Origin of the sequence: Brevundimonas olei, assembly GCF_037055245.1 — a bacterium.
In the GTDB taxonomy this organism is placed as follows: domain Bacteria; phylum Pseudomonadota; class Alphaproteobacteria; order Caulobacterales; family Caulobacteraceae; genus Brevundimonas; species Brevundimonas olei.
Window position 1 is genome coordinate 3,296,936 of sequence record NZ_CP146369.1, and the last position, 22,421, is coordinate 3,319,356.

Here is a 22,421-nt window from a genome sequence, read left to right on the forward strand (position 1 = left end):
ACGCCCATGACCGCCGCCCTCGACGTGACCGAAGTTCTGGCGGGCCTGCCCGACTGGCGCCGCGCCGACGATCCGCGCCCGGCCATCGCGCGCACCCTGCGCTTCGCCGATTTCAACGCCGCCTTCGGCTTCATGACCCGCGTCGCTCTGCTGGCCGACAAGGTCGACCATCATCCGGAGTGGTCGAACGTCTACAACCGCGTCGAGGTGCTGCTGACCACCCATGACGCCGACGGGGTGACCGAGCGCGACGTGGCGATGGCACGCTTCATCGACGCGGCGGTCAAGGGTCTGGTCGAGTGACGGGCGGGCGCGTCGCGGGCAAGGCGGCCCTGATCACCGGCGCCGCCGGGGGGCTGGGCCAGGCCATGGCCCGGATGCTGGTCCGCGAGGGCGCCAGGGTCGCGCTCAGCGATCTGGACCTGAACGGCGTCCGCGCCCTGGCCGAGGCGATCAACGCCGACCACCCCGGCACGGCCTTCGCCTATGAGCACGACGTCACGCGCGAGGACGACTGGGTCCGCGTCGTCGGCGCGGCGGTCGAGGATATGGGCGGCCTCAGCATCCTGGTGAACAACGCCGGAATCGGCGGCCAGCTTTTGTGGGCCGAGCAGGACACGCTGGAGAACTGGCGCAAGGTTCAGGCGATCAATCTGGAATCCGTCATGCTGGGCTGCAAGCACGCCATGGCGCCGCTCAGGGCCTCGGGCGCGGGGTCGATCGTCAACATCTCATCCATCGCGGGACTGGCGGCGGCGCCGGGCATGGGCGCCTACAACGCCACCAAGGCGGCGGTCTGGCTCTACACCAAGACGGTGGCGCTGGAGGCGGCCAAGGCGGGCTGGAACGTGCGCGCCAACTCGGTGCACCCGGTCTTCATCAAGACGCCGATCCTCGATCCCTTCGTCGCCATGGCGGGCGGGGACGAGGCGAGCGCGCACGAGAAACTGGCGCGCGGCATTCCGCTGAAGCGCATCGGCGAGCCGGACGATGTGGCCTATTGCGTGCTGTATCTGGCGTCGGACGAGTCGAAGTTCGTGACCGGCGCCGAGTTCAAGATCGACGGCGGGCTGACGGCGCAGTAGCGCGCGCGCTTATATACCCCGCTCATCCCGGCGGACGCCGGGATGAGCGGGAGTCGGGAGCAATGAAAAAGGGCGCTGCGGTCTCCCGCAGCGCCCTTCCGTCTTCAGGCCGTGAACCTCAGTTGCCGTAGGCGGGCGGCATCGCCCCTTCGCCGCCGGTGCGGTAGCGGTCGCGCAGCAGCAGGTTGCGGGCCTGCAGCGGCTGCTCCACCCCGTCGATCAGCACGGCCGAGGGCTGGCTCAGCGGCTCCAGCGGATCGCCGGACCAGACCACGACGTCGCCCGCGGCCCCGGCCTTCAGCTCGCCGAACTGGCCGTCGAAGCCGAAGATGCGCGCCGGGTTGACCGTGATCGCCTGGATGGCCGCCGCGAACGGCAGGCCGTGCGACACGGCGTTGCCCGCGTTGTAGCGGATGTCGCGGGCGCGGTGGGCCGAGCCCTCGTTGCCCTTGATGGCGATGACGACGCCGGCCGCGTTCAGCGCCGCCGCGTTCTGCATCCGCGCCGCCCGCATCTCGAAGTTCGAGGGCAGGTTGGTGATCGGGTGCAGCAGGACCGGCACGTTCGCCGCCGCGATCTCATCGGCCACCAGCCAGCCTTCGGCGGCGCCGTCGAGGATGATCTTGACCCCTTCCTCGCGCGCCAGGCGCAGCACCTGCTGGATGTCCGCCGCCCGGTTGACGGTGACGATCAGCGGCATGCGCCCCTCGGCCACCGGGATCAGGGCTTCCAGATCGGCCCGCGACAGGGATAGGTCGCGAAGCGCCGCCCGGTCATAGGCGGCCTTGTTGCGGGCGTAGGTCCGAACCTCGGCCAGGGTCTCCTTGAACAGGACGAACTCGGCGCCGCGCGCGCCGCCCGCCACCGCCTTGCCGGCCTCGCCGAAGGGCGCGACCATGGCCACGCGCGGCTTCACCAGGATGTCGGCGCCGCCCAGCTTGATGACCGCCGCCTGGCCCGCGAACAGGCCCGGCGTCTGGAAGCCGCCCGCGCCGGCGCCGGCGAAGTCGGAATCGTCGTGGCTGTGACCGCCGCCCGAGCCGCCGTGCTGCGGCGTGACGACGGCGCGCGTGACGCCACCCAGCCGCGCCGTCGGCAGGGTGAAGGACCAGGGGTCCAGCCCATAGGACAGGTCGAAGGCCGCCGTCAGGGTGTTGGCGCGGTTCGACAGGTCGTTGGAGCCCCGCACCGAGCCGACCTCGGTCCCGGCCAAGCCGGAATCCACGGCGACGAAGCCCGGCGTGACGATCTTGCCGCGCGCGTCGATGACGCGCAGACCGGCCGGCGCGCCGCCGGTTCCGACCGAAACGACCTTGCCGTTACGGATGACGACGGTGCCGTTCTCGATCACCGAGGTTCCGGTCAGCACCTGGCCGCCGGTGATGGCGACGTCCTGCGCCAGGGCGGGGCCGGTCAGGGCGATGGCCGCGACAGCGCCCGCGAGGAGAGTTTTGATACGCATGGTTCAGCGAGCTCCCTGGGCGACGCCGGCGGCGGCCTGGCCGAAGCCGGGCTGGCCCAGTTCGAAATCGGACACGGGCTGGAAGGCGGGGTTCTGGCGATCGAAGGCCAGGCCGCCGTCGATGAAGACCTGATCGGCGCGGGCGTAGATCGAGAAGGGATCGGCGCTCCAGATCACCACGTCGGCGCGCTTGCCGCTCTCCAGCGAGCCGGTTTCCTTGTCGATGCCGATGGACTTGGCCGCATTCAGCGTGATCCAGCTGATGGCGTGCTCTTCGGAGATGTTCATCCCGGCGCGCCGACCGGCCGACAGGGCGGCGGCGGCTTCCTGGTTCAAGCGCTGGATCAGTTCGGCGTCGTCCGAGTGGATGACGGCGCACGAGCCCTCGGGCGCGTCGGTCAGGGCGGCGTTCTCCTCGATGCCGTCCAGGGCCTCCATCTTGAAGCCCCACCAGCCGGTCCACATGGCGGCGCAGACGCCTTCACGGGCCAGCAGGGGCGCGATCTTGTAGGCCTCGACCGCGTGGTGGAAGGTGGTGACCTTGTAGCCGAACTCCTTGGCCACATCGAGCATCACCGCCATTTCGTCGGCGCGATAGCAATGGTTCTGGATCAGGATCGAACCGTCCAGCACGCCCGCCAGGGTCTCAAGCTGCAGATTGCGGGTCGGGGGCGTTCCCTGACCGTCCTCGCGCCACTTGTCCCACTTGGCCTTGTAGTCGCGCGCGGCGATGAAGCCGGCGCGATAGCCCGCGACATTGCCCATGCCGGTGGCCGGCGACTGGTTGCGCGAGCCGTAGACGCGCGACGGGTTCTCGCCGCAGGCCATCTTCAGGCCGTAGGGGGCGTTAGGGAACTTCATCCCCTGCATGGTGACCGACGGCACATTGCGCAGGGTCACGCCGCGGCCGCCGAACAGGTTGGCCGAACCGGGCAGGATCTGCATCGTCGTCACCCCGCCCGCGCGGGCGGTGTTGAAGCCGGGATCCTGGGGCCAGATGGAGTGCTCGGACCAGACCTGGGCGGTGTTGGGGTTGGTGGCTTCGTTGCCGTCGCTCATCCCCTGCACGCCGGGCGAGGGATAGACGCCCAGGTGGCTGTGAATGTCGATGATGCCGGGCGTGACGAAGCGGCCGCGCGCGTCCACTACCTGGTGACCCGCCGGGACCGGGGTGTCCGCGCCGCCGACGGCGGCGATGCGGCCGTCAGTGACGACGACGACGCCGCCCTCGATCTTCTGGCCCGCGCCGGTCAGCACCGTGGCGCCGACGATGGCCATGTTCTGGCGCGGCAGGCCGCGATAGGTCGAGGGATAGGGGTCGGTGTTGGCCCAGCCGTCCAGGCCGGGCGCCATCATCCGATCCCTGGACGAAGAGGCGGAGGCCGTCTCGGTCTTGGGCGCGGCGTCGCCGGTCGTGGCGCAGGCCGAGAGGCTGAGCGCGCCGAGCGCGCAGGTGAGAACAGCGAGGCTTGGCCCCCGCAGGCGACTGAACAACATGGGCGAGCCCCCTCGCGCCCGCGAACTGCGGGCAGACAACGGCGCGTATACAATCCCGTGTTTCCGTCAGGGTAAAGCTCTAAAAGCCGCGCTCGCGGCAAAGTCAGTCGTGCGCTCAGTCGGCGGGCAGGCGCGCGCGGACCTCCGCGTCGGTCAGGCCGTCGACCTCGATCATCTTCAGACGCGACTGGCCGCCGCGCGCCAGGGTCACGTCGCGCTTGGGCACGCCCAGCGACTTGGCCAGGAAGGCGGTCAGGGCGGCGTTTGCCTCGCCCTCGACCGGCTGGGCGCGAACGCGGACCTTCAGCACCGGACGGCCGTCCGGGTCGACGTCCCAGCCGTCGATGCGATCGGCGGCGGCGCGCGGGGTCAGCTTGACGGGAATGCGGGCGGTCATGGGACGTGTTTGGCCCCATCCACAGCTTTGGCCAACCCCTCTCCGCTCATCCCGGCGGACGCCGGGATCCAGTGCTTTGGCTTCAGGCGCCGGGCAGGAAGCCTAGGGGGATTTCCACGGTTGAGCGCGTAGCTCTTACTGGATCCCGGCGTCCGCCGGGATGAGCGGATGTAGAAGGCCGATAAAAGAAAACGCGCCGGACGGTTTCCCATCCGGCGCGCTTCTAACTCAGCATGCGAAGCGATCAGCCCAGGGCGGCCATCAGCTCCGGCACGGCGGTCTTGTAGTCGGCGACCAGGCCGTAGTCGGCGACCTGGAAGATCGGGGCGTCGGGGTCCTTGTTGATCGCGACGATCACCTTGGAGTCCTTCATCCCGGCCAGGTGCTGGATGGCGCCCGAGATGCCGATGGCGATGTAGAGGGCCGGGGCCACGACCTTGCCGGTCTGGCCGACCTGATAGTCGTTGGGGGCGTAGCCCGCGTCGACCGCCGCGCGCGAGGCGCCGACAGCGGCGCCCAGCTTGTCGGCCAGAGGGTCCATGACGGCGTGGAACTCTTCGGCCGAGCCCAGGGCGCGGCCGCCCGAGACGACGATCTTGGCGGCGCCCAGTTCGGGGCGGTCCGACTTGACCATTTCCTCGGAGACGAAGGCGGTCTTGGGCGCCTCGCCGGCGGCGACGCTCTCGACAGAGGCCGAACCGCCTTCGGCGGCGGCGGCGAAGGCCGTCGGGCGCACGGTGATGACCTTCTTGGCGTCGGCCGACTGCACCGTTTCCAGCGCGTTGCCCGCATAAATCGGGCGCACGAAGGTATCGGCCGAGACGACCTCGACGATGTCCGAGATCGGCGCCGTGTCCAGCTTGGCCGCGATACGCGGGGCGAAGTTCTTACCGTCGGTGTTGGCCGGAGTCAGGATGGCGTCGTAGTTGGCGGCCAACGGCAGGACGGTGGCCTCGACGGCCTCGGCCAGGCCGTGGGCGACGGCGTCGCCTTCGGCCAGCAGCACCTTACGCACGCCCGCGATCCTGGCGGCGGCGTCAGCCACGCCTTGCGCGCCCTTGCCCAGGACCAGAACGTCCACGTCGGACGACAGCGCCAGGGCGGCCGTCACGGTCTTGTTGGTGGTGTCGCGAACGGCCGAGCCGTCGTGGTCGGCGATGACGAGAACGGCCATTACAGCACCCCCGCGGACTTGAGCTTGGAAACCAGTTCGGCCGCATCGGCGACCTTGACGCCCGCCGAACGCTTCGGCGGCTCCGTCACCTTCAGCACCTTGAGGCGGTCGGCCGTATCGACGCCGTAGTCGGCGACCGCCTTGATGGCGATCTCCTTCTTCTTGGCCTTCATGATGTTCGGCAGCGACGCATAGCGCGGCGTGTTCAGGCGCAGGTCGACCGAGACCACGGCGGGCAGTTCGGCCGAGACTGTCTGCAGACCGCCGTCGACTTCACGGGTGACGACCGCCTTGCCGCCTTCGATCGCCAGCCTGCCGGCGAAGGTGGCCTGCGGCCAGTCCAGCAGGGCCGCCAGCATCTGGCCGACCGCATTGTTGTCGCCGTCGATCGACTGCTTGCCCAGCAGCACCAGGTCCGGCTTCTCCTCGTCCACCACGGCCTTCAGCACCTTGGCGACGGCCAGCGGCTCCAGGTCCGTGTCCGACTGCACCAGGACGCCGCGATCGGCGCCCATGGCCAGGGCCGTGCGGATGGTTTCCTGGGCCTGGGTCACGCCGATGGAGACGACGACGATTTCCGTCGCCGTGCCTGCGGCATGGTGTTCCTTGCCTTCCTTCAGGCGCACGGCCTCTTCGACGGCGATTTCGTCGAAGGGGTTCATGCTCATCTTGACGTTGGCGAGGTCGACGCCGGTCTGGTCCGCCTTGACGCGCGCCTTGACGTTGGAGTCGATCACCCGTTTCACCGGGACGAGTACCTTCATGAGCCTATCCACTTGGTCGTCGAAATGTCGGCCGAGGGATTGGACCGACGAAACCGGCCTGTCAACGTAACGCTACGTGAACTGTGTTCGTGTCCAGCGGCCAATTTTCGGTTATGAGACCCCGCATGAAACGCTTTCTGACGATCCGTCGCCTCAGCATTATCTTCTTCGCCCTGTTCGCCGTGACCCTGGCGGGCGTGTTCGTCCTCCAGCGTTTCTGGGTCGATCCGGGCGAGCGCTGCGCGGCCAAGGGGCACTGGTATTCGATGGAGACGCGCGAATGCGGCGTGCCCATCTATATTCCCGACATCACCAAACGCCCCGAAGGCATGTCGCGCGCCGAGGCCTCGGCCGAGGGCAACCGCGACCTGGTGAAGCTGGAAGATGAGATCGCCGCCGACAAGCGCGCCCGCGCCGCCGCCACCGAGGCCGAGCGCAAGCGGGTCCAGGCGCTGCAGTCTCAATAAGGCCTTCGCCTCAGCGCGTCGCGCCGGGGCGCCACAGGACGTCGCCGGCCCCATTGGCGTTGGCGCGCCGCGCGGCGACGAACAACAGGTCCGACAGGCGGTTGAGATAGCGGACGGCGTCCGGGTTCACCGCCTCGCCCGATTCGACCAGGCGCACCGCGTCCCGTTCCGCCCGGCGGCAGACCGTGCGCGCCAGATGCAGATGCGCCGACAGGGGCGAGCCGCCCGACAGGATGAAGCTGTCCAGCGGCTTGAGGCAGTCGTTCATCCAGTCGATCTCGTTCTCTAGCCGCTCGACCTGGGAGGCGATGATGCGCAGGGCCTCCCACTTGGGCGCCGGCTCCATCGGCGTGGCCAGGTCGGCGCCCAGGTCGAACAGCTCGTTCTGGATGCGGCCCAGCATGGCGTCGATGCGATCGTTCTGGCCGCTGTTCAGGCGCGCCACGCCGATGACGGCGTTCAGCTCGTCCACCGTCCCATAGGCCTCGACCCGCGCATCGGTCTTGGACACGGGCGCGCCCGACGCCAGCCGCGTCTGACCGGCGTCGCCGGTGCGGGTGTAGATCTTGTTCAGCGTCACCATGGCGCGCCCTCCCCTGTTCCTGTCCGACCTCAGCCCGCGTGGGTGCGCTTCAGCCACATGCCGATCATCAGCAGCAGCACCGCCACCGCCTGCAAGGCGACACGCAACCGCATCAGCTTGTTGGACCGGACGCTGGCCCCCTCGCCCCCGCGCTTCAGATTGTAGAGGCCCAGGCCCAGGGTGACGGCGACGGCGGCCACGGCGATGAGGATCAGGATGTCGATGATGTCCATGCCCGCTTCTTAGGCCCGACCGCATTTCCGCGCCAGACGTGTCGGAAGCGCGGCGCAAATGCGACCTATTCGCACACCCCCATTGCGCTGAGAATGCGAACGCTGTTGAGAGGCGTTCTCATTTCCAAAGGCCCCGCTCCCATGTCCTGCTTCCGCACGTCCCGCCGCTCGTCCCTGCTGGCCGCCACCGCCCTGATGACCGTCGGGGCCGCGGCGCCCGCCCTGGCCGACGAGGCTGCTGACGTCCTGGAGCAGAGCCACCAGGTGGCCGACGTGGTCGTCACCGCCTCGGGCTTCGAGCAGAAGATCACCCAGGCGCCCGCCTCGATCAGCGTCCTGCCGCGCGAGGAGATCGAAGAGATCCGCGCCACCTCGATCGCCGAGATCCTGAACAACATCGAGGGCGTCGACACCGGTTCGGGCGTCGGCAAGACCGGCGGTCAGACCATCAACATCCGCGGCATGGGCTCGGACTACACCCTGATCCTGATCGACGGACGCCGCCAGAACACGGCCGGCAGCGTCACGCCCAACGGCTTCGGCGAGACCTCGACCAGCTTCCTGCCGCCGGTCTCGGCCATTGAACGGGTCGAGGTGGTGCGCGGCCCGGTCGCCACCCTCTACGGCTCGGACGCGATGGGCGGGGTGGTCAACATCATCACCCGCAAGGTGGGCGACGCCTGGACCGGCTCCGCCTCGGCCAACTACACGCTGCAAGGCGATGACGAGTTCGGCGACTTCTGGGGGATCAACGGCTACGCCTCGGGTCCGCTGATCGCCGACCGCCTGGGCCTGGCGCTGCGCGGCTCGTGGTCCGAACGCGAGCAGTCGGACCTGAAATACCGCGACGTGAACGGCGATGAGGTCGACGTCACCGGTTTCGGCCGCAGCGCCACCGCCTATGAGATCTGGACCCTGGGCGCCCGCCTCAGCCTGACGCCGAACACCGACCACGACCTGTGGCTGGACATCGACGCCGCCAGCCAGTGGTACGACAACGCCAAGGGCCAGATGGGCACCAACACCGTCGCCGGCGGCTACAAGGACTTCCTGGAGTTCAACCGCGAACAGTACCTGCTGGCGCACAATTGGCGCCTCAGCTTCGGCACGCTGGAATCGACCCTGTCGCACAACAAGACCGAAACGCTGGGCCGCCTGATCCCGCGCGGCGTTCCCGGCGCCGGCGATGACCGCACCCTGGAGACCACGACCACCCTGTTCGACACCAAGCTGAACAGCCAGTGGCGCAACCACACCTTCACCGTCGGCGGCCAGTATATGGACGCTGAAATGACCGACGGCGTGGCGGCCGGCAACTTCACCTTCGAGCAGTGGGCCCTGTTCGCCGAGGACGAATGGCGGCTGCGCGACGATCTGGCCCTGACCGTCGGCCTTCGTTACGACGACCACTCCAGCTTCGGCGACCACGTCAGCCCGCGCGCCTATCTGGTCTGGAACGCCAATGAGCAATGGACCCTGAAGGGCGGCGTCAGCGGCGGCTACAAGACCCCGCGCCTGGAACAGCTGACCCCCGGCATCAACGGCTTCGGCCGCCAGGGCGCCCTGCCGCTGATCGGCAGCCCCGGCCTGACCCCGGAAACCAGCGTGGCCTATGAGTTCGGCGTCTATTTCGACAACGGCTCGACCTTCCGCGCCAACGCCACCGTCTTCCGCAACGACTTCGAGGACAAGATCGCCTCGGGCCAGCCGGTCGCCAACTGCACCTTCGGCCTGACCCAGGCCCAGTATGACGCCGGCGACTACTCCAAGACGGGTTGCGTCGACGTCGGTTTCTGGTCGGCCATTCCCGAGTTCGGCCAGAGCGTGAACATCGACGAGGCCACGACCCAGGGTCTGGAGCTCGCCGCCCGCTGGCGCTTCGCCGAGGCCTGGAGCCTGCACGGCAACTACACCTACACCGACAGCGAGCAGAAGACCGGTTCGCAGGCCGGCCAGCCCCTGACCGACACGCCCGAGCACATGGTCAACGCCCAGTTGCGCTGGCAGGCCACCGACCGCCTGTCGACCTGGGTGCGCGGGGAGTACCGCTCGGAGCGCTGGCGCGGCGCGGGCGCCGCTCGCGACGCCCTGGGCGACTTCAAGGCCTATGAGCTGTTCCACATCGGCGGCTCGTACGAGGTCAACGACCGCGTGACCGTCAATGCGGCGATCTACAACCTGTTCGACAAGGACTTCGTCCGCCTGGCCCCCTACGGGACGCCCGTCGCCTATTCGCCGGAATACGCCAACAACCAGGAGCCGCGTCGTCTGTGGCTGTCGGTGACGACGACCTTCTGATCCCTTTTCAGTTTCCTCCCCGACTGACCGGGCCGCCTCCTTCAGGAAGCGGCCCGTTTTTTTGACCTGCGCCAAACTAAGCCGTTGGTCATTTTTGGCTGGCAGGGTGGCCGCCATGACCGATCGCGCCATCCGCAATCTCGAACACCTGCGCCGGACCGCCTCGACCGCGCGCGTGCTGAACCTGCTCAAGGTCTATGACGAGCACGGCGAGAGCGAGGACTGGGCCGAGCGGCCGATGTTCCGCAATCCGGCGCTGAATCGCTGCCTGATCATCAAGCACCGGCTGCGGCGCAACGAGACCGACGCCTTCCCCGGCCGCCGTCAGGTGGCGACCAAGATCGTGGTGCCGATCGACAGCACCGATCTGAAGACCGGCGGCCGCTTCATCTTCGTCAACCAGATCGGCTTCGAGCGCGCCATGCACGAAGCCTTCGGCGTCGATCCCGACCACCCGGACCTGAAGACCCTGCGGCTGATGGACCAGTTGCCGTCGCTGGACCCCTTCCTGCTGCGCGAACAGCTACGGCGCGGCGGCGTGGACGCGGCGCCCTGCTATTTCGCCCTCAGCGAAGCCGACCTGGAGCGGATGCTGGAGTTCGTCCAGAAGGAGATCGAGCCCCTGGTCACCCTCAGCATCGGCGACGGAGTCGTGGCCGCCGGATCGACCGCCCGCATGGCCTCGAAGATCCTGTCCAACGCCCCCGGCGACCGGCTGGAGGCGCTGCGCCTGACGCTGAAGCTGGAGCCCGAGCAGTATCAGGAGGGCGTCTTCTGCTGGAAGGGCTTCCTCTATTACAAGTGGTCGCTCAGCAGCCTGATGGCCGACATCGTCCATGTCGCCGATGAAGTGGGAACGATCCGGCCCGCCGGCCCCAGCGACCAGGCCGCCAAGGACTATATCGCCCGGGGCCGGGCCGTGCTGCGCGGCCGCATCATGAAGACCTGCGAAGAGGTCAGCCGCACCCTGCGTTATTACGACGACGCCTATGCGGGGCTGACGCGCGAGGGCAATCCGCTGGCCTTCCGCGACTTCCTGCTGGAGGCGCCGGCCCTGTTCACCCGGCTGGGCGACCAGTTGGGGGCGGTGCAGCACATCGTCAGCTTCTGGCGCTTCCGATTCAGCCCCAAGGCGCCCCCGGTGGGCGTCGAGGAGCTGATCGACATCTTCATGGACTTCGAGACCGGCCTGATGGGCCGAGGGCCCGACGAATTCGATCCCCGCGACGTCGCGGCCTAGGGCTCCCCCCCTTACCCTGCCGTCAAGCCCGAGGATGACGGTATGAGAGCAGGTGCGTTTCAAGCAAACAAAACCCCGCGCCGTCGCCGGCGCGGGGTTCTGTCTTTCAGACCCGAGACAGGTCTCAGTAGCGGTAGTGTTCCGGCTTGAACGGACCCTCGACCGGCACATTGATGTAGTCGGCCTGTTCCTGGTTCAGCGTCGTCAGCTTGGCGCCCAGCTTGGCCAGGTGCAGGAAGGCGACCTTCTCGTCCAGGTGCTTGGGCAGGGTATAGACCTTGTTGTCGTAGGCCTTGGCGTTGGTCCACAGCTCGATCTGGGCCAGGGTCTGGTTGGTGAAGGACGCCGACATCACGAAGGACGGGTGGCCCGTGGCGTTGCCCAGGTTCACCAGACGGCCTTCCGACAGCAGGATGATCTTCTTGCCGTCCGGGAACTCGACGTGGTGGACCTGATCCTTGATCTTGTCCCACTTGAAGTTCTTCAGGCCCGCGACCTGAATCTCGGAGTCGAAGTGGCCGATGTTGCAGACGATGGCGTTATTGCGCATGGCGCGCATGTGCTCGACGCGGATGACGTCCTTGTTGCCCGTGGTGGTGACGAAGATGTCGGCCTTGTCGGCGACATCCTCGAGGGTCTGGACCTCATAGCCTTCCATCGCCGCCTGCAGGGCGCAGATCGGGTCGATCTCGGTGACGATCACGCGGGCGCCGCCGTTGCGAAGCGAGGCCGCCGAGCCCTTGCCCACGTCGCCGTAACCGCAGACCACCGCCACCTTGCCCGACAGCATGACGTCGGTGCCGCGACGGATGGCGTCGACCAGGGATTCACGGCAGCCGTACAGGTTGTCGAATTTCGACTTGGTGACGCTGTCGTTGACGTTGATGGCGGGGAAGGGCAGTTCGCCGCGCTCGGCCATCTGATACAGGCGGTGGACGCCCGTGGTCGTCTCTTCCGACACGCCGCCGATGGCGTCGCGGATGGCCGAGTAGAAGCCCGGCTTCTCCTTCAGATAGCGCTTCATGACCGAGAAGAGGGCTTCCTCTTCCTCATTGGTCGGGTTGTCGAGGACCGAGGGGTCCTTCTCGGCCTTCGGCCCCAGCACGCACAGCAGGGTGGCGTCGCCGCCGTCGTCCAGGATCAGGTTCGGATAGCCGCCGTCGGCCCATTCGAAGATCTTGTGGGCGTAGTCCCAATATTCGACCAGGTTCTCGCCCTTGAAGGCGAAGACCGGCGTGCCCGACGCGGCGATGGCGGCGGCGGCGTGATCCTGGGTCGAGAAGATGTTGCACGAGGCCCAGCGCACTTCGGCGCCCAGGGCTTCCAGCGTCTGGATCAGCACCGCCGTCTGGATGGTCATGTGCAGGGAGCCGGCGATGCGGGCGCCCTTCAGCGGCTGGGCGGCGCCGTATTCGTCACGCAGCGCCATCAGGCCCGGCATCTCGGTTTCGGCGATGGCGATTTCCTTGTTGCCGAAATCGGCCAGGGAGATGTCGCGGACGATGTAGTCGGTCATGCTGAAATGTCTTTCGGCCACTGTCGGGGGATTGTCGCCGCTATAGCGCGGCGCGGCCACGGGAGCAATCAAGACATAAGGATGTCTTTATATGACTGCCGCCGATGACGCCGTCGCCGGTTCGGCGCGGATTAAGGAAATCTACGCAATCTCGGCTTAACCCGGACAATACCCTCTTGGCGACAAGGGGTATTGGGGCTCTCCCCTCGCCCCGTCGTTGAAACGAGTCTGCGTCATGGCTTCCCACGAGATCGACCGCCGCATGCATTTCATGGGGCTGGGTCGGCCGTCCGCCGGTTACAGCGCCATCTCGGGCCTGCTGCGCCGCTCCATCCCCCTGGCCCTCGCCGCCTTCTACGACAGGGTGCGCGCCGAGCCGGAGACCCGCCGCTTCTTCCGTGACGAAGGCCATGTCGCCGCCGCCAGCAACGCCCAGCAGCAGCACTGGGACGCCATCATCGAGGGCCGCGCCGATGAGGACTACGCCGCCTCGGTGCGCACCATCGGCCGCGTCCACGCCCGCATCGGTCTGGAGCCGCGCTGGTACATAGGCGGCTACAGCATCCTCCTGGCCCATCTGACCCGCGCCATCATCGAGCGGCCCAGGAAGCTGTTCGCCAATCGCCGCGAACACGACCGCATCACCGCCGAGGCCGTGGCCGAACTGAACCAGCGGGTCATGCTGGACATGGACCTGGCCATCTCCATCTACCTGGACGCCCTGCAGGAGGAGCGCGACCGCGTGCAGGCCGAACACGCCGCCGCCGAAGCGCGCCAGGCCGAGGTCGTGCGCGCCCTGGGCGCCGCCCTGCACAGCCTGGCCGACAACGATCTGTCGGTGACCATCCCGGACGTCTTCCCCGAGGAATACCGCTCGCTGCAGAACGACTTCCACGCCGCCACCCGCGCCCTGCGCACCGCCGTCCGCGCCGTGGCCGATAGCGTCGAGAGCCTGAGCGCCGGCTCCAGCCAGCTGGCCGTCGCCTCCGAAGACCTGGCCAGCCGCACCGAGCGCCAGGCCGCCAACCTGGAGCGCACGGTCGCCGAAGCCGACGCCATCGCCCGCCAGGTCGCCTCGACCGCCGACGGCGCGCGCCAGACCGCCGAGGCTCTGGCCGCCGCCCGCGCCGATGTCGAGCACACGACCCAGGTGGTCGGCGACGCCGTCAGCGCCATCCACGCCATCGCCGAATCCTCCAGCGAGATCGGCCGCTTCACCAGCCTGATCGACGAAATCGCCTTCCAGACCAACCTGCTGGCGCTCAACGCCGGGGTCGAGGCCGCCCGCGCCGGCGACGCCGGGCGCGGCTTCGCCGTGGTGGCCCAGGAAGTGCGCGCCCTGGCCCAGCGTTCGTCCGAGGCCTCGGGCGAGATCCGCACCCTGATCTCCACCTCCTCGGCCCAGGTGGCGCGCGGCGTCGACCTGGTCGAACGCACGGGCGCGGCGCTGGAGCGCATCGGCGCCAAGGTCTCGGCCGTCGACGGCCTGGCGGGCGGCATCGCCGGCTCGGCCCAGGAACAGTCCGACGGCCTGGCCCGCGTCCGCCGCGCCATGGGCGAGATGGACGACATCACCCAGCAGAACGCCGCCATGACCGAGGAGGCCACCGCCGCCGCCCGCCAGTTGGCCAATGAGGCCGTCAGCCTGAACCAGCAGGTCGGCCGCTTCCGCCTGGATCGCTCCGTCGCCGCCGGCGCCTCTCGAGGGCCGCGCCTGGTCGCCTGATCCGAACCGGCGCCTCCTCACGCCTCCTTCACGCAACGCCGCGCGATCAACACAGGCTTGGCGGATCGGGAGCAAGTCGTCTAAGCCGTCGTCCCATGGCTGACGACGCATCAATCCGACCCGCCCGCGATTTCTCGATCCCTCGCCACGACTGGACGCTGGAGGAGGTCGAGGCCCTCTTCGCCCGCCCCTTCATGGAGCTGGTGTTCGAGGCGGCGACGGTGCACCGGCGCACCTTCGACCCCAGCGAGGTGCAGAAATCCCAGCTGCTGTCGGTCAAGACCGGCGGCTGCGCCGAGAACTGCGGCTATTGCTCGCAGTCGGCCAGCTTCAAGACCGGGCTGAAGGCCGAGAAGCTGATGGAACCGACCGCCGTCATCGCCGAGGCCATGGCGGCCAAGGCGGGCGGGGCCAGCCGCTTCTGCATGGGCGCCGCCTGGCGCGAGCTGAAGGACCGCGACACGCCCAAGCTGGCGGCCATGATCTCGGGCGTGAAGGCGCTCGGCCTGGAGACCTGCGCCACCCTGGGGATGCTGAACGCCGATCAGGCGAAACAGCTGAAGGACGCGGGCCTCGACTACTACAACCACAACCTCGACACCGGGCCTGAGTACTACGCCGAGGTGGTGACGACCCGCTCCTATCAGGACCGTCTGGAGACGCTGCAGCACGTCCGCGACGCGGGCATGAACACCTGCTGCGGCGGCATCGTCGGCATGGGCGAGAAGCGGCGCGACCGCGCGGGCCTGCTGCACGCCCTGGCGACCCTGCCCGTCCACCCGGACAGCCTGCCGGTCAACGCCCTGGTCCCCGTCGGCGGCACGCCGCTGGGCGAGCGGGTGCTGAAGGAGGGCGAGATCGACCCGATCGAGTTCGTCCGCACCGTCGCTGTCGCCCGCCTGGTCTGCCCCAAGTCGATGGTCCGCCTGTCGGCCGGGCGCGAAGGCATGACGCCGGAGATGCAGGCCCTGTGCTTCCTGGCCGGCGCCAACTCCATCTTCGTCGGCGGCAAGCTGCTGACCACGCCGAACCCGGAAGAGGACGACGACGCTAGGCTGTTCGCCCTGCTGGACCTGAAACCCATGCCCGCCAAGGGCTGCGACGCCCATTGATCCGGGTCCGCCCGACGCGCGGAACGGACATCGGCCGTCTGGAGGCGGTGGAGCGGTCGGCGGCGACGCTGTTCCGCACCCTGCCCGATCTGGCCTGGATCGCCGACGACCATGTCGCCGGACCGGACACGCACCGCATAGCCGTCGCGCAGGGCCTGTCCTGGGTCGCGGTCGATGCGGCCGACCAGCCGATCGGCTTCCTGATCGCCGCCGAGACGGACGCGAACCTCCATATCCTTGAGCTGTCCGTCGCTGCTGAACATCAGGGGCGCGGCGCTGGGCGGGCGCTGATGGCGGCCGCGCGACAGGAAGCCGAGGTCCGCGCCAAACAGGCCCTGACCCTGACCACCTTCAGCACCGTTCCGTGGAATGCGCCCTTCTATGCGCGCCTGGGCTATGCGGCGCTGACGTTTGCAGAAACGCCCGCCTATCTGCGCGAGACCCTGGCCGCAGAGGCCGCCCACAGCCTGACCGACCGCGTCGCCATGCGGCTGACGCTTTAGCCCTGCCGGGCGAGCCAGCCGCGCACCAACCTGAGATGCAGAGCGTGAGCTCCGATCCAGGCCAGCCCCATGACGATCAGGACGCCGAAGTAACGCCGCGCGTCCGCGCTCTCCAGCGGCCCCAACAGACTCGCCATCGCCGTGGGGGCAGGGTCAAGGCCGCCAGAACAGGCGTGAAGCTCAAGGCGACGTCACGAGGCGCACGCCATATGGGCCGCCCGTCAAAGCCCCACTGCATCGGCAGCCGCATCTCGCGCGTCAGGCCTCTCGCAGCGCGCCAGGACATGGCCGCCAGCACGGTCACGAAAGCCAAAGCCAGGAAGAGGGCGAACATCGTCATACCGACAGACGATCACGCCTACCCGAGCTAATCAAGCCAAGGGCCCGGGCTGGCTACTTGCTCATCCAGGGACGCGACGCCCCGCTCTTGATGCGGGCCGCCTGTTCGCGCTGGAAGCGTCCGCCGCGCGGCGGCTTGGGTCGGGCGTCGATCGCCGCCTTCTTGAGCCGCAGCGCCCGCTGCACGGGCGTCTCGCCGGGAACGGCGTCTGCAGGTTCGGCGGCGGGCGTGTGATCGTCGTCGGTGCTCATGCCGGACTCTCTAACACGCCGACGCCCTCGCCGCGCGGATTATGCGGCCTACCGCCCCGGTCGCCGGGTCATCGCCGAGGCGGGCGCCAGTTGCAGGCCGCGGGCCTCCAGACCCGCCGTCCAGCGGGCGGCGGCCTCGACGGTGACGGGGTAGGAGAAGCCGGTTCCCAGCGCCGCGCCGTTGGTCTTGGCGGCGGCCTCCAGCGCATTGAACTGGCGCAGGATGGCGGCGGGGGTCTGTTCCTCGTCGACGACGCGGTCGGCGCTGGCGCGGGCGAAGGCGCCGGGGCGACGGCGCATGGAGCCGTCGTCGAGGAAGGCCAGGCCGCGCTGGCGCAGGTTGGTCATCAGGGCCGTCACCCCCTCGTCCGAGGTCGCGAAACGATCGCCCAGATAGTTGGTCACGCCGAAATAGCCGGTGGCGCGCGCCAGCAGCCAGTCCAGCTTGACCGCCACATCGTCGGCGCCGCCGGACGACAGCAGGGTGTAGGGGCCGGGGTCGTTGTCGGGATAGCCGGTCGGCTCCATCGGCAGTTCGATCATCACCTCATGGCCGTGGGCGCGGGCCATGTCGATCCAGGTCTGCAAGCCCTCGGCGTAGGGCACGAAGGACAGCGTCACCTCGGCGGGCAGACGCTCGATCGCCGCGCGGGTCGTGGCGCTGTTCAGGCCCAGCCCGCCGACCACCAGGGCCACCATCGGCTTGCCGTTCGAGCGGAAGGGCCGGGCGTAGGCCTGGGCCGGGACGCGGCCGTCGGCGGCGATGCGCGGCAGGGGGCCGTTCGGGCCGGGCTGGAACAGGCCCGCGATCGGCGCCTTGGGCAGGGGATTGGACGGGGCGCGCACCGGGGCGCTGAAGCCCTGGCCCGAGGCCACGCTGGCGCCGTCCGGCAGGGTGATCAGGGCCTCGCCGCCCATGACGCCGCCGTCCTCGCCCATCAGGGCCGGATCAATGGGGCCGAGGTCCTGATAGATGTCCAGACCGCTGAAGCCGAAGGCCTCGGCGCCGGTCGGGGCCGTGTCGGCGGCGGCGGGCCGCTCCAGCACGGCGCTGGCCGTCGGCGCGCCCGCACGCGGGTCGCCCAGCACGGCGACGAACAGGGCGGCGGCGCCGATGACGAAGGCCCCGGCCGCGCCCGCCGCGACGGGCGGCTTCTTCAGGGCGTTCAGGACCGGCTCCATGGCGAGGCGCGACCGGGGCTCCGGCGGCGCGCCTGCGGCGGCGGCGAGGGCGGACTGGCGCTTGGCGAACATGGTCAGGGCGTCGGCTCGGGCTGGCAGGCGCCGCACAGACGCGGCGCCCCTCAGCCTCAGTTAAGCCCTGCGCCGGTTAAGAAAGCCTAACAGCGCGTTCACCACGTTTGCGGGACGCGGCGGTCAGTCCGTCTTCGGTTCGTCCGGCTTGACCGTGACCGTCGGCGTTTCGGGCGTGTCGGTCTCCGCCTCGGCCGTCTCGACCTTGTCTTCGCCGGGTTCGGTGATGACGATCCCCTCAGGGGCGGCGGCCAGCTTGGCCAGGTCGCCGCCGGCGCGCAGCACGTCCAGCGCCCGCTCCAGCTGATAGTCCTTGTCCTTGGCGTAGTCGGCGCCCGGCGCTTCGCGCGGGGTGTGCGGGCCCTTGCGCTCGGCCCCGATGGAGGAGTCCAGCGCCGTCGAATAGGCGGCCTCCGAGTAGATGAAGCTGGAGCGCGAGACGATGCGCGCCTCGGCCTCGGAACGGGCCACCTCCAGGTCCGGCTCGATGCCGATCTTCTGGATCGAACGGCCCGACGGGGTGTAGTAGCGCGCCGTGGTGATCGACAGGGCGCCGTCCTGGCCGCCGCGCAGCGGGATCACCGTCTGCACCGACCCCTTGCCGAAGCTGGTCAGGCCGACGACCGTCGCCCGCTCCTGATCCTTCAGGGCGCCCGCCACGATCTCGGACGCCGAGGCCGAGCCGTAGTTGATCAGCACCACCACCGGCAGGCCGCCGGTCAGGTCGCCCGGCTTGGCGGCGTAGCGTTCGATGTCCTCGGGCTTGCGGCCGCGCTGGCTGACGATCTCGCCCCGCTCCAGAAAGGCGTCCGACACGTCGATGGCCGCCGTCAGCAGGCCGCCGCCGTTGTTGCGCAGGTCCAGCACATAGCCCTTGAGGCCCGGCTTCTCGGTCTTCAGCCGCTCGATGGTCTCGGTCAGCTCGCGGCCGGTGTTCTCGTTGAAGGTCGAGATGCGCAAATAGCCGAAGTCGCCTTCCAGGCGGCCGGTGACGGATTCGACCTTGATGACCTCGCGCGTCAGCACGACCTCGCGCGGCTCCTCGCCGTCGCGCAGGAAGGTGACGGTGACGCTGGTCCCGGTGGCGCCGCGCAGCTTGTCCGAGACCTCGGACACGCTGAGGCCCGCCGCGTTCTGGCCGTTGACGGCGCTGATGACGTCGCCTGCCTGGACGCCGGCGCGACCGGCCGGGCTGTCGTCCATCGGCGAGATGACCTTCACCAGACCGCCTTCGGAGGTGATGGTCAGGCCGACGCCGGAATATTCGCCCGAGGTCCGCTCGCGCAGGTCGTCGAACCCCTTGGCGGGCAGGTAGTTGGAGTGGGGGTCGAGCGCCGTCATCATGCCCTGAAGGGCGGCCTCGATCAGCTTCTTGTTGTCGACCGGAACGACGTAGGCCTGCTCGACGATGCCCAGCACGTCGCCGAACATCTCGAGCATGCGGAAGGTCTCGTTGCGCGGGGTCTGGCTGGCCACGGCCGCCGCCGATCCGCCCAGCGCCAGGGCGGCGGCGCCCACGAGAAGCAGTTTACGCATTCGGTCTCTTTCCATCGGATCCGCTTTCGGCTCCGGTCGTCCAGGGCGGCGCAGGCGCCACGACGGCGCGCACGACAGTTGCGCCGATACAAACAGCGTCCGCGCCGATTTGAAAGGAATTTCGCGCGGTTGGCCCGCTACTGCAGCCAGGGCGCGGGATCGATGGGCCGTTCCTGGCGGCGCAGTTCGAAATAGGCCTCGCCGTCCTCGCCGGTGCGGCCCAGGGTCTGGCCGTCGGCCACGCGCTGTCCGGTCTCGACCTCCAGCCGGTCGAGGCCCGCAATCACGGCCCGCCAGCCGGGGCCGAGGTCGAGGATCACCACCTCGCCCCACTCCTTCAGCGGCCCGGCGTAGGCGACGCGGCCCGCCGCCGGGGCGCCGACCGCCTCATGGCTGGAGCGCCAGCTCCAACCCGCCGAGCGGCCGCCGAAGCGTTGAGAGGGCGTCCCTGCGATGGGCGGGGTCAGACGGCTGCGGCCCGCAGGCAGGCGGGCGGCCGGAGCTTCTTCCGGCGCTTCGGCGATCCGAGGCGTCTGGCCGCCCAGTTCGCGGATGCGCGCCTCCAAGGCCTTGGTCGCCCGTTCGGCCCGCGCCGCCTCCGCCCGCAGGACCGAACGCAGGGCGGTCTTGCGCGCCGTCAGCCCCTCGATCTCGGCGCGGCGGTCGTTCTGGGCGCTTTCGACGGTGAACAGGCGCTCGCTGGACAGGGCGGCCAGACGACGGATGCGGCCGATCTCGGCCTGGCGCTCGACCAGGGTCTCGGCGCGTTTCTGCAGGTCGGGCGTGATGGCGCGGATCAGGATGGAGGCGCGCACCGCATCCACCGCCTGATCCGCCGGGATCAGCAGAGGCGGCGGCGGCTTGCGGCTCATCATCTGCAGGGCGGACAGCAGCCGTCCCTGCGCCGCGCGTTCGCGCGACAGGGCGGCGAGCAGGGCGGCCTCGCGATCGCCGAGCTCTTTCAGACGGGCGCGCTGCGCCTCCATCTGCACGTCGTCCTCGGCCTCGGCGCGGCGCAGCTCGCGCAGCTGGCGGTCCAGGTCGACGATCTCCTCGGCGGCGGCGGCGGCCTCGGCGCGCAGGCGGCGGGCGCGGGCCGTCTCGTCCCGATACTCCGCCTGCAGCCGGGTCAGCTCGGCGTTCGGCTGGGCCGCGCGCTGGCTGGCCGCCGGCCCGGCCAGGGCCAGCAGCAGGCTGGAGGAGGTCAGAAGAAGAACGGCCCCGCGTCGCATCAGTCGCGATGATAGGGCGAACCGGCCAGGATGGTCACGGCCCGATACAGCTGCTCGGCCAGCATGGCGCGCGCCAGAGCGTGGGGCCAGGTCTGAGGCCCGAAGGCCAGGGTCGAACGGGCGGCGCGGCGCACGCTCTCGTCCAGGCCGTCGGCGCCGCCGATGACGAAGACCAGCCGCCGTTCCCCCTGATCGCGCAAGGCGGCCACGTGGTCGGCGAAGGCGCGCGAGGAATAGGTCCGCCCCCGCTCGTCGCAGGCGATCAGGTGTGCGCCTTCGGCGGCGGCGAACAGCAACTCGGCCTCCGGCGCCTTGCCGGGCTTCTTCGGCTCAAGGGCGATGAGTTCGAGGGGACCCAGGCCCAGCGGCCGTCCCGAAAGGGTGGCCCGCCGGGCGTAGTCGTCGGCCAGGGCGGCCTCGGGACCGCGGCCCGGCTTGCCGATGGCCGCGATCGCCAGCTTCATGAGGTCAGCCCGCCGTCAGAGGAAGGATCAGCCGCGGACAGGGCCGCCGCGGTGGGCGCTGTCGACCGCCCAGATCTTTTCGATGTTGTAGAAGGTGCGCACTTCCGGGCGGAACAGGTGGACGATGACGTCGCCCGCATCCAGCAGCACCCAGTCGCAATGCGGCAGGCCTTCGACCTTCACCTTGCCCAGCCCCTGCTCCTTGAACAGGCGCAGCAGGTGGTCGGCGACGGCGCCGACGTGGCGGTGCGAGCGGCCCGAGGCCACGATCATGGCGTCGGACATCGGGCTCTTGCCGCGCAGGTCGATCAGGACGATGTCCTGGGCCTTGTCTTCGTCGAGTTTGGCGAGGATGGCCTGCTCCAGCTCGGTCGCGCCGACCGGCAGGGGCTGGCGCTCGTCGCTACTGGGGCCGTCCTCGGCCTGACCGTCTTCGGAATGGACGGAATCCATCAGGTCCATTTCGTGCGCCGCGTTCGAAACGGCGTCTTGCGCATCATGCGCGGTCGAGGGGGTCAGCGGAGGGCTCCGAGGCGATTACTAAAACTCCAGTCTAGCACACCCGGCGTGAAAGGTCACCCGGCCTGCGACGACTCTTCACCCCGCCGCGCGCGTGGCCCGGATGGCGGTGGAGGAGCGGTGGTTCAGCGGCGCGGTCAGATAGGTCCAGGCCGGCGCCTCGAGATTGGGCAGCAGTCCGGCCTGGGCGGCGGGAATGCGATAGCGGGCGAAGCGCGCGGCCGCCGGGGCCGTGCGGCTGTCCAAAAGGCTGCCCGGCCGGGCGATCACCGCCACCGGCATCAGCCGCATGATGTCGGTCCAGCCCCTCCAGCGGTGGAAGCCCGCCAGATTGTCCGATCCCATCAGCCAGACGAAATGCACGCCGGGATGGCGGGCGACGATGGCGCGCAGGGTGTCGACGGTCCAGCGCGTGCCCGCGCGCGTTTCGAAGTCCGAGACGATCATGGCCGGGCCGACGCTCGCCGCCTCGGCGCGCGCCGAGGCCATGCGTTCGGCCAGGGGGGCGGTCTCGTGTCCGGACTTCAGCGGATTCTGCGGCGAGACCAGCCAGACCACCCGGTCCAGATCCAGCCGCTGCAGGGCGGTGGCCGCCACATGGGCGTGGCCGTCGTGGGCCGGATTGAACGAGCCGCCGAACAGGCCGACCTTCATCCCCGGCGCCAGGTCCAGCCCGTCGCGCAGGGCGCCTCGGCGAAGACCGGAGCCTTTCGGCGCAGGACCGGCGTGGAAGAAGGACAAGGGCGTCTCTTGCGGCGGCGGCGAACG

General features: G+C 69.4%; 24 protein-coding genes. 8 read left to right on the forward strand and 16 right to left on the reverse strand.

Annotated features, from left to right (window positions below):
• Positions 1-6 precede the first annotated feature (6 nt).
• Positions 7-303, forward strand: a complete 297-nt coding sequence (locus V8J38_RS15935) for a 4a-hydroxytetrahydrobiopterin dehydratase (protein WP_040346303.1) — start codon at positions 7-9, stop codon at positions 301-303.
• The gene (locus V8J38_RS15940) at positions 300-1,085 is read left to right on the forward strand and encodes an SDR family oxidoreductase (protein WP_338577125.1); all 786 of its coding nucleotides are present in this window, start codon (positions 300-302) and stop codon (positions 1,083-1,085) included. The genes V8J38_RS15935 and V8J38_RS15940 overlap by 4 nt, the downstream gene beginning before the upstream one ends.
• Positions 1,086-1,203: 118 nt before the next feature.
• Here the strand turns inward: V8J38_RS15940 and V8J38_RS15945 are convergent, their stop codons facing one another.
• From V8J38_RS15945 to V8J38_RS15965, 5 genes are all read right to left on the reverse strand, one after another.
• Positions 1,204-2,547: an amidohydrolase family protein gene (locus V8J38_RS15945; protein ID WP_338577126.1), complete on the reverse strand. Its 1,344-nt coding sequence runs from the start codon at positions 2,545-2,547 to the stop codon at positions 1,204-1,206.
• A 3-nt stretch (positions 2,548-2,550) separates the two neighbouring features.
• A complete protein-coding gene (locus V8J38_RS15950; protein WP_338577128.1) occupies positions 2,551-4,044 on the reverse strand; it encodes an amidohydrolase in 1,494 nt (497 codons plus the stop codon).
• A 115-nt stretch (positions 4,045-4,159) separates the two neighbouring features.
• Entirely contained in the window at positions 4,160-4,441 is a 282-nt protein-coding gene (locus tag V8J38_RS15955; protein ID WP_338577130.1) for a DUF167 family protein, read from the reverse strand.
• 244 nt (positions 4,442-4,685) lie between these two features.
• Complete coding sequence (locus V8J38_RS15960; protein WP_338577132.1) at positions 4,686-5,615, reverse strand: electron transfer flavoprotein subunit alpha/FixB family protein; 930 nt, start codon at positions 5,613-5,615, stop codon at positions 4,686-4,688.
• A complete protein-coding gene (locus V8J38_RS15965) occupies positions 5,615-6,379 on the reverse strand; it encodes an electron transfer flavoprotein subunit beta/FixA family protein (RefSeq protein WP_338577134.1) in 765 nt (254 codons plus the stop codon). Before V8J38_RS15965 ends, V8J38_RS15960 begins: the two co-directional genes overlap by 1 nt.
• A 125-nt stretch (positions 6,380-6,504) precedes the next feature.
• Here V8J38_RS15965 and V8J38_RS15970 point away from each other — a divergent pair, with 125 nt between their 5' ends.
• Positions 6,505-6,846: a hypothetical protein gene (locus tag V8J38_RS15970; protein ID WP_338577136.1), complete on the forward strand. Its 342-nt coding sequence runs from the start codon at positions 6,505-6,507 to the stop codon at positions 6,844-6,846.
• Between the two features lie 10 nt (positions 6,847-6,856).
• Here the strand turns inward: V8J38_RS15970 and V8J38_RS15975 are convergent, their stop codons facing one another.
• On the reverse strand, positions 6,857-7,429 hold the full coding sequence (locus tag V8J38_RS15975; RefSeq protein ID WP_338577138.1) for a cob(I)yrinic acid a,c-diamide adenosyltransferase: 573 nt from the start codon (positions 7,427-7,429) through the stop codon (positions 6,857-6,859).
• Between the two features lie 29 nt (positions 7,430-7,458).
• A complete protein-coding gene (locus V8J38_RS15980; RefSeq protein WP_312219866.1) occupies positions 7,459-7,662 on the reverse strand; it encodes a twin transmembrane helix small protein in 204 nt (67 codons plus the stop codon).
• 141 nt (positions 7,663-7,803) lie between these two features.
• On the opposite strand from V8J38_RS15980, the gene V8J38_RS15985 reads away from it, so the two are divergent.
• A complete protein-coding gene (locus tag V8J38_RS15985) occupies positions 7,804-9,960 on the forward strand; it encodes a TonB-dependent receptor domain-containing protein (RefSeq protein ID WP_338577141.1) in 2,157 nt (718 codons plus the stop codon).
• A 115-nt stretch (positions 9,961-10,075) separates the two neighbouring features.
• Positions 10,076-11,200, forward strand: coding sequence for a hypothetical protein (locus V8J38_RS15990; RefSeq protein WP_291782694.1), 1,125 nt, complete (start codon positions 10,076-10,078; stop codon positions 11,198-11,200).
• Positions 11,201-11,324: 124 nt separating this feature from the next.
• Here V8J38_RS15990 and ahcY read toward each other — a convergent pair whose 3' ends face one another.
• Positions 11,325-12,716: an adenosylhomocysteinase gene (ahcY, locus tag V8J38_RS15995; RefSeq protein WP_338577145.1), complete on the reverse strand. Its 1,392-nt coding sequence runs from the start codon at positions 12,714-12,716 to the stop codon at positions 11,325-11,327.
• Between the two features lie 235 nt (positions 12,717-12,951).
• On the opposite strand from ahcY, the gene V8J38_RS16000 reads away from it, so the two are divergent.
• From V8J38_RS16000 to V8J38_RS16010, 3 genes are all read left to right on the forward strand, one after another.
• Positions 12,952-14,442 (forward strand): methyl-accepting chemotaxis protein, encoded by a 1,491-nt coding sequence (locus tag V8J38_RS16000; protein WP_338577147.1) that lies wholly within the window; start codon positions 12,952-12,954, stop codon positions 14,440-14,442.
• A 95-nt stretch (positions 14,443-14,537) separates the two neighbouring features.
• Positions 14,538-15,554, forward strand: a complete 1,017-nt coding sequence (gene bioB / locus V8J38_RS16005) for a biotin synthase BioB (RefSeq protein WP_291782683.1) — start codon at positions 14,538-14,540, stop codon at positions 15,552-15,554.
• On the forward strand, positions 15,551-16,057 hold the full coding sequence (locus tag V8J38_RS16010; RefSeq protein ID WP_338577149.1) for a GNAT family N-acetyltransferase: 507 nt from the start codon (positions 15,551-15,553) through the stop codon (positions 16,055-16,057). The genes bioB and V8J38_RS16010 overlap by 4 nt, the downstream gene beginning before the upstream one ends.
• On the opposite strand, the gene V8J38_RS16015 is transcribed toward V8J38_RS16010, so the two are convergent.
• The 8 genes from V8J38_RS16015 to V8J38_RS16050 form a co-directional block, all read right to left on the reverse strand.
• Positions 16,054-16,194 carry a hypothetical protein gene (locus V8J38_RS16015; RefSeq protein ID WP_338577151.1) on the reverse strand — a complete coding sequence of 47 codons (141 nt, stop codon included), beginning with the start codon at positions 16,192-16,194 and terminating at the stop codon, positions 16,054-16,056. The genes V8J38_RS16010 and V8J38_RS16015 overlap by 4 nt on opposite strands.
• A 256-nt stretch (positions 16,195-16,450) precedes the next feature.
• On the reverse strand, positions 16,451-16,648 hold the full coding sequence (locus V8J38_RS16020) for a hypothetical protein (protein WP_088410574.1): 198 nt from the start codon (positions 16,646-16,648) through the stop codon (positions 16,451-16,453).
• 48 nt (positions 16,649-16,696) lie between these two features.
• The gene (locus V8J38_RS16025) at positions 16,697-17,938 is read right to left on the reverse strand and encodes a divergent polysaccharide deacetylase family protein (protein WP_422388299.1); all 1,242 of its coding nucleotides are present in this window, start codon (positions 17,936-17,938) and stop codon (positions 16,697-16,699) included.
• An 87-nt stretch (positions 17,939-18,025) separates the two neighbouring features.
• On the reverse strand, positions 18,026-19,438 hold the full coding sequence (locus V8J38_RS16030) for a S41 family peptidase (RefSeq protein WP_338577155.1): 1,413 nt from the start codon (positions 19,436-19,438) through the stop codon (positions 18,026-18,028).
• A 137-nt stretch (positions 19,439-19,575) separates the two neighbouring features.
• A complete protein-coding gene (locus V8J38_RS16035; protein WP_338577157.1) occupies positions 19,576-20,670 on the reverse strand; it encodes a murein hydrolase activator EnvC family protein in 1,095 nt (364 codons plus the stop codon).
• Entirely contained in the window at positions 20,670-21,134 is a 465-nt protein-coding gene (gene rlmH, locus V8J38_RS16040) for a 23S rRNA (pseudouridine(1915)-N(3))-methyltransferase RlmH (RefSeq protein WP_338577159.1), read from the reverse strand. The genes V8J38_RS16035 and rlmH overlap by 1 nt, the downstream gene beginning before the upstream one ends.
• Before the next feature lie 27 nt (positions 21,135-21,161).
• Positions 21,162-21,596 (reverse strand): ribosome silencing factor, encoded by a 435-nt coding sequence (rsfS, locus tag V8J38_RS16045; RefSeq protein WP_291782663.1) that lies wholly within the window; start codon positions 21,594-21,596, stop codon positions 21,162-21,164.
• Between the two features lie 135 nt (positions 21,597-21,731).
• Positions 21,732-22,394 carry a nicotinate-nucleotide adenylyltransferase gene (locus V8J38_RS16050; RefSeq protein ID WP_338577161.1) on the reverse strand — a complete coding sequence of 221 codons (663 nt, stop codon included), beginning with the start codon at positions 22,392-22,394 and terminating at the stop codon, positions 21,732-21,734.
• Positions 22,395-22,421 lie beyond the last annotated feature (27 nt).

Excerpts from the sequence above, each read along its gene's own strand:
- V8J38_RS15960 (WP_338577132.1), bottom strand. The coding sequence starts at position 5,615 with ATGGCCGTTCTCGTCATCGCCGACCACGACGGCTCGGCCGTTCGCGAC.
- ahcY (WP_338577145.1), bottom strand. The coding sequence starts at position 12,716 with ATGACCGACTACATCGTCCGCGACATCTCCCTGGCCGATTTCGGCAAC.
- V8J38_RS15945 (WP_338577126.1), bottom strand. The coding sequence starts at position 2,547 with ATGCGTATCAAAACTCTCCTCGCGGGCGCTGTCGCGGCCATCGCCCTG.
- V8J38_RS16000 (WP_338577147.1), top strand. The coding sequence starts at position 12,952 with ATGGCTTCCCACGAGATCGACCGCCGCATGCATTTCATGGGGCTGGGT.
- V8J38_RS16035 (WP_338577157.1), bottom strand. The coding sequence starts at position 20,670 with ATGCGACGCGGGGCCGTTCTTCTTCTGACCTCCTCCAGCCTGCTGCTG.
- bioB (WP_291782683.1), top strand. The coding sequence starts at position 14,538 with ATGGCTGACGACGCATCAATCCGACCCGCCCGCGATTTCTCGATCCCT.
- rsfS (WP_291782663.1), bottom strand. The coding sequence starts at position 21,596 with ATGGACCTGATGGATTCCGTCCATTCCGAAGACGGTCAGGCCGAGGAC.
- V8J38_RS15990 (WP_291782694.1), top strand. The coding sequence starts at position 10,076 with ATGACCGATCGCGCCATCCGCAATCTCGAACACCTGCGCCGGACCGCC.
- rlmH (WP_338577159.1), bottom strand. The coding sequence starts at position 21,134 with ATGAAGCTGGCGATCGCGGCCATCGGCAAGCCGGGCCGCGGTCCCGAG.
- V8J38_RS15950 (WP_338577128.1), bottom strand. The coding sequence starts at position 4,044 with ATGTTGTTCAGTCGCCTGCGGGGGCCAAGCCTCGCTGTTCTCACCTGC.
- V8J38_RS16020 (WP_088410574.1), bottom strand. The coding sequence starts at position 16,648 with ATGAGCACCGACGACGATCACACGCCCGCCGCCGAACCTGCAGACGCC.
- V8J38_RS15965 (WP_338577134.1), bottom strand. The coding sequence starts at position 6,379 with ATGAAGGTACTCGTCCCGGTGAAACGGGTGATCGACTCCAACGTCAAG.
- V8J38_RS15935 (WP_040346303.1), top strand. The coding sequence starts at position 7 with ATGACCGCCGCCCTCGACGTGACCGAAGTTCTGGCGGGCCTGCCCGAC.
- V8J38_RS15975 (WP_338577138.1), bottom strand. The coding sequence starts at position 7,429 with ATGGTGACGCTGAACAAGATCTACACCCGCACCGGCGACGCCGGTCAG.
- V8J38_RS15955 (WP_338577130.1), bottom strand. The coding sequence starts at position 4,441 with ATGACCGCCCGCATTCCCGTCAAGCTGACCCCGCGCGCCGCCGCCGAT.
- V8J38_RS15970 (WP_338577136.1), top strand. The coding sequence starts at position 6,505 with ATGAAACGCTTTCTGACGATCCGTCGCCTCAGCATTATCTTCTTCGCC.
- V8J38_RS16015 (WP_338577151.1), bottom strand. The coding sequence starts at position 16,194 with ATGGCGAGTCTGTTGGGGCCGCTGGAGAGCGCGGACGCGCGGCGTTAC.
- V8J38_RS16030 (WP_338577155.1), bottom strand. The coding sequence starts at position 19,438 with ATGCGTAAACTGCTTCTCGTGGGCGCCGCCGCCCTGGCGCTGGGCGGA.
- V8J38_RS15980 (WP_312219866.1), bottom strand. The coding sequence starts at position 7,662 with ATGGACATCATCGACATCCTGATCCTCATCGCCGTGGCCGCCGTCGCC.
- V8J38_RS15985 (WP_338577141.1), top strand. The coding sequence starts at position 7,804 with ATGTCCTGCTTCCGCACGTCCCGCCGCTCGTCCCTGCTGGCCGCCACC.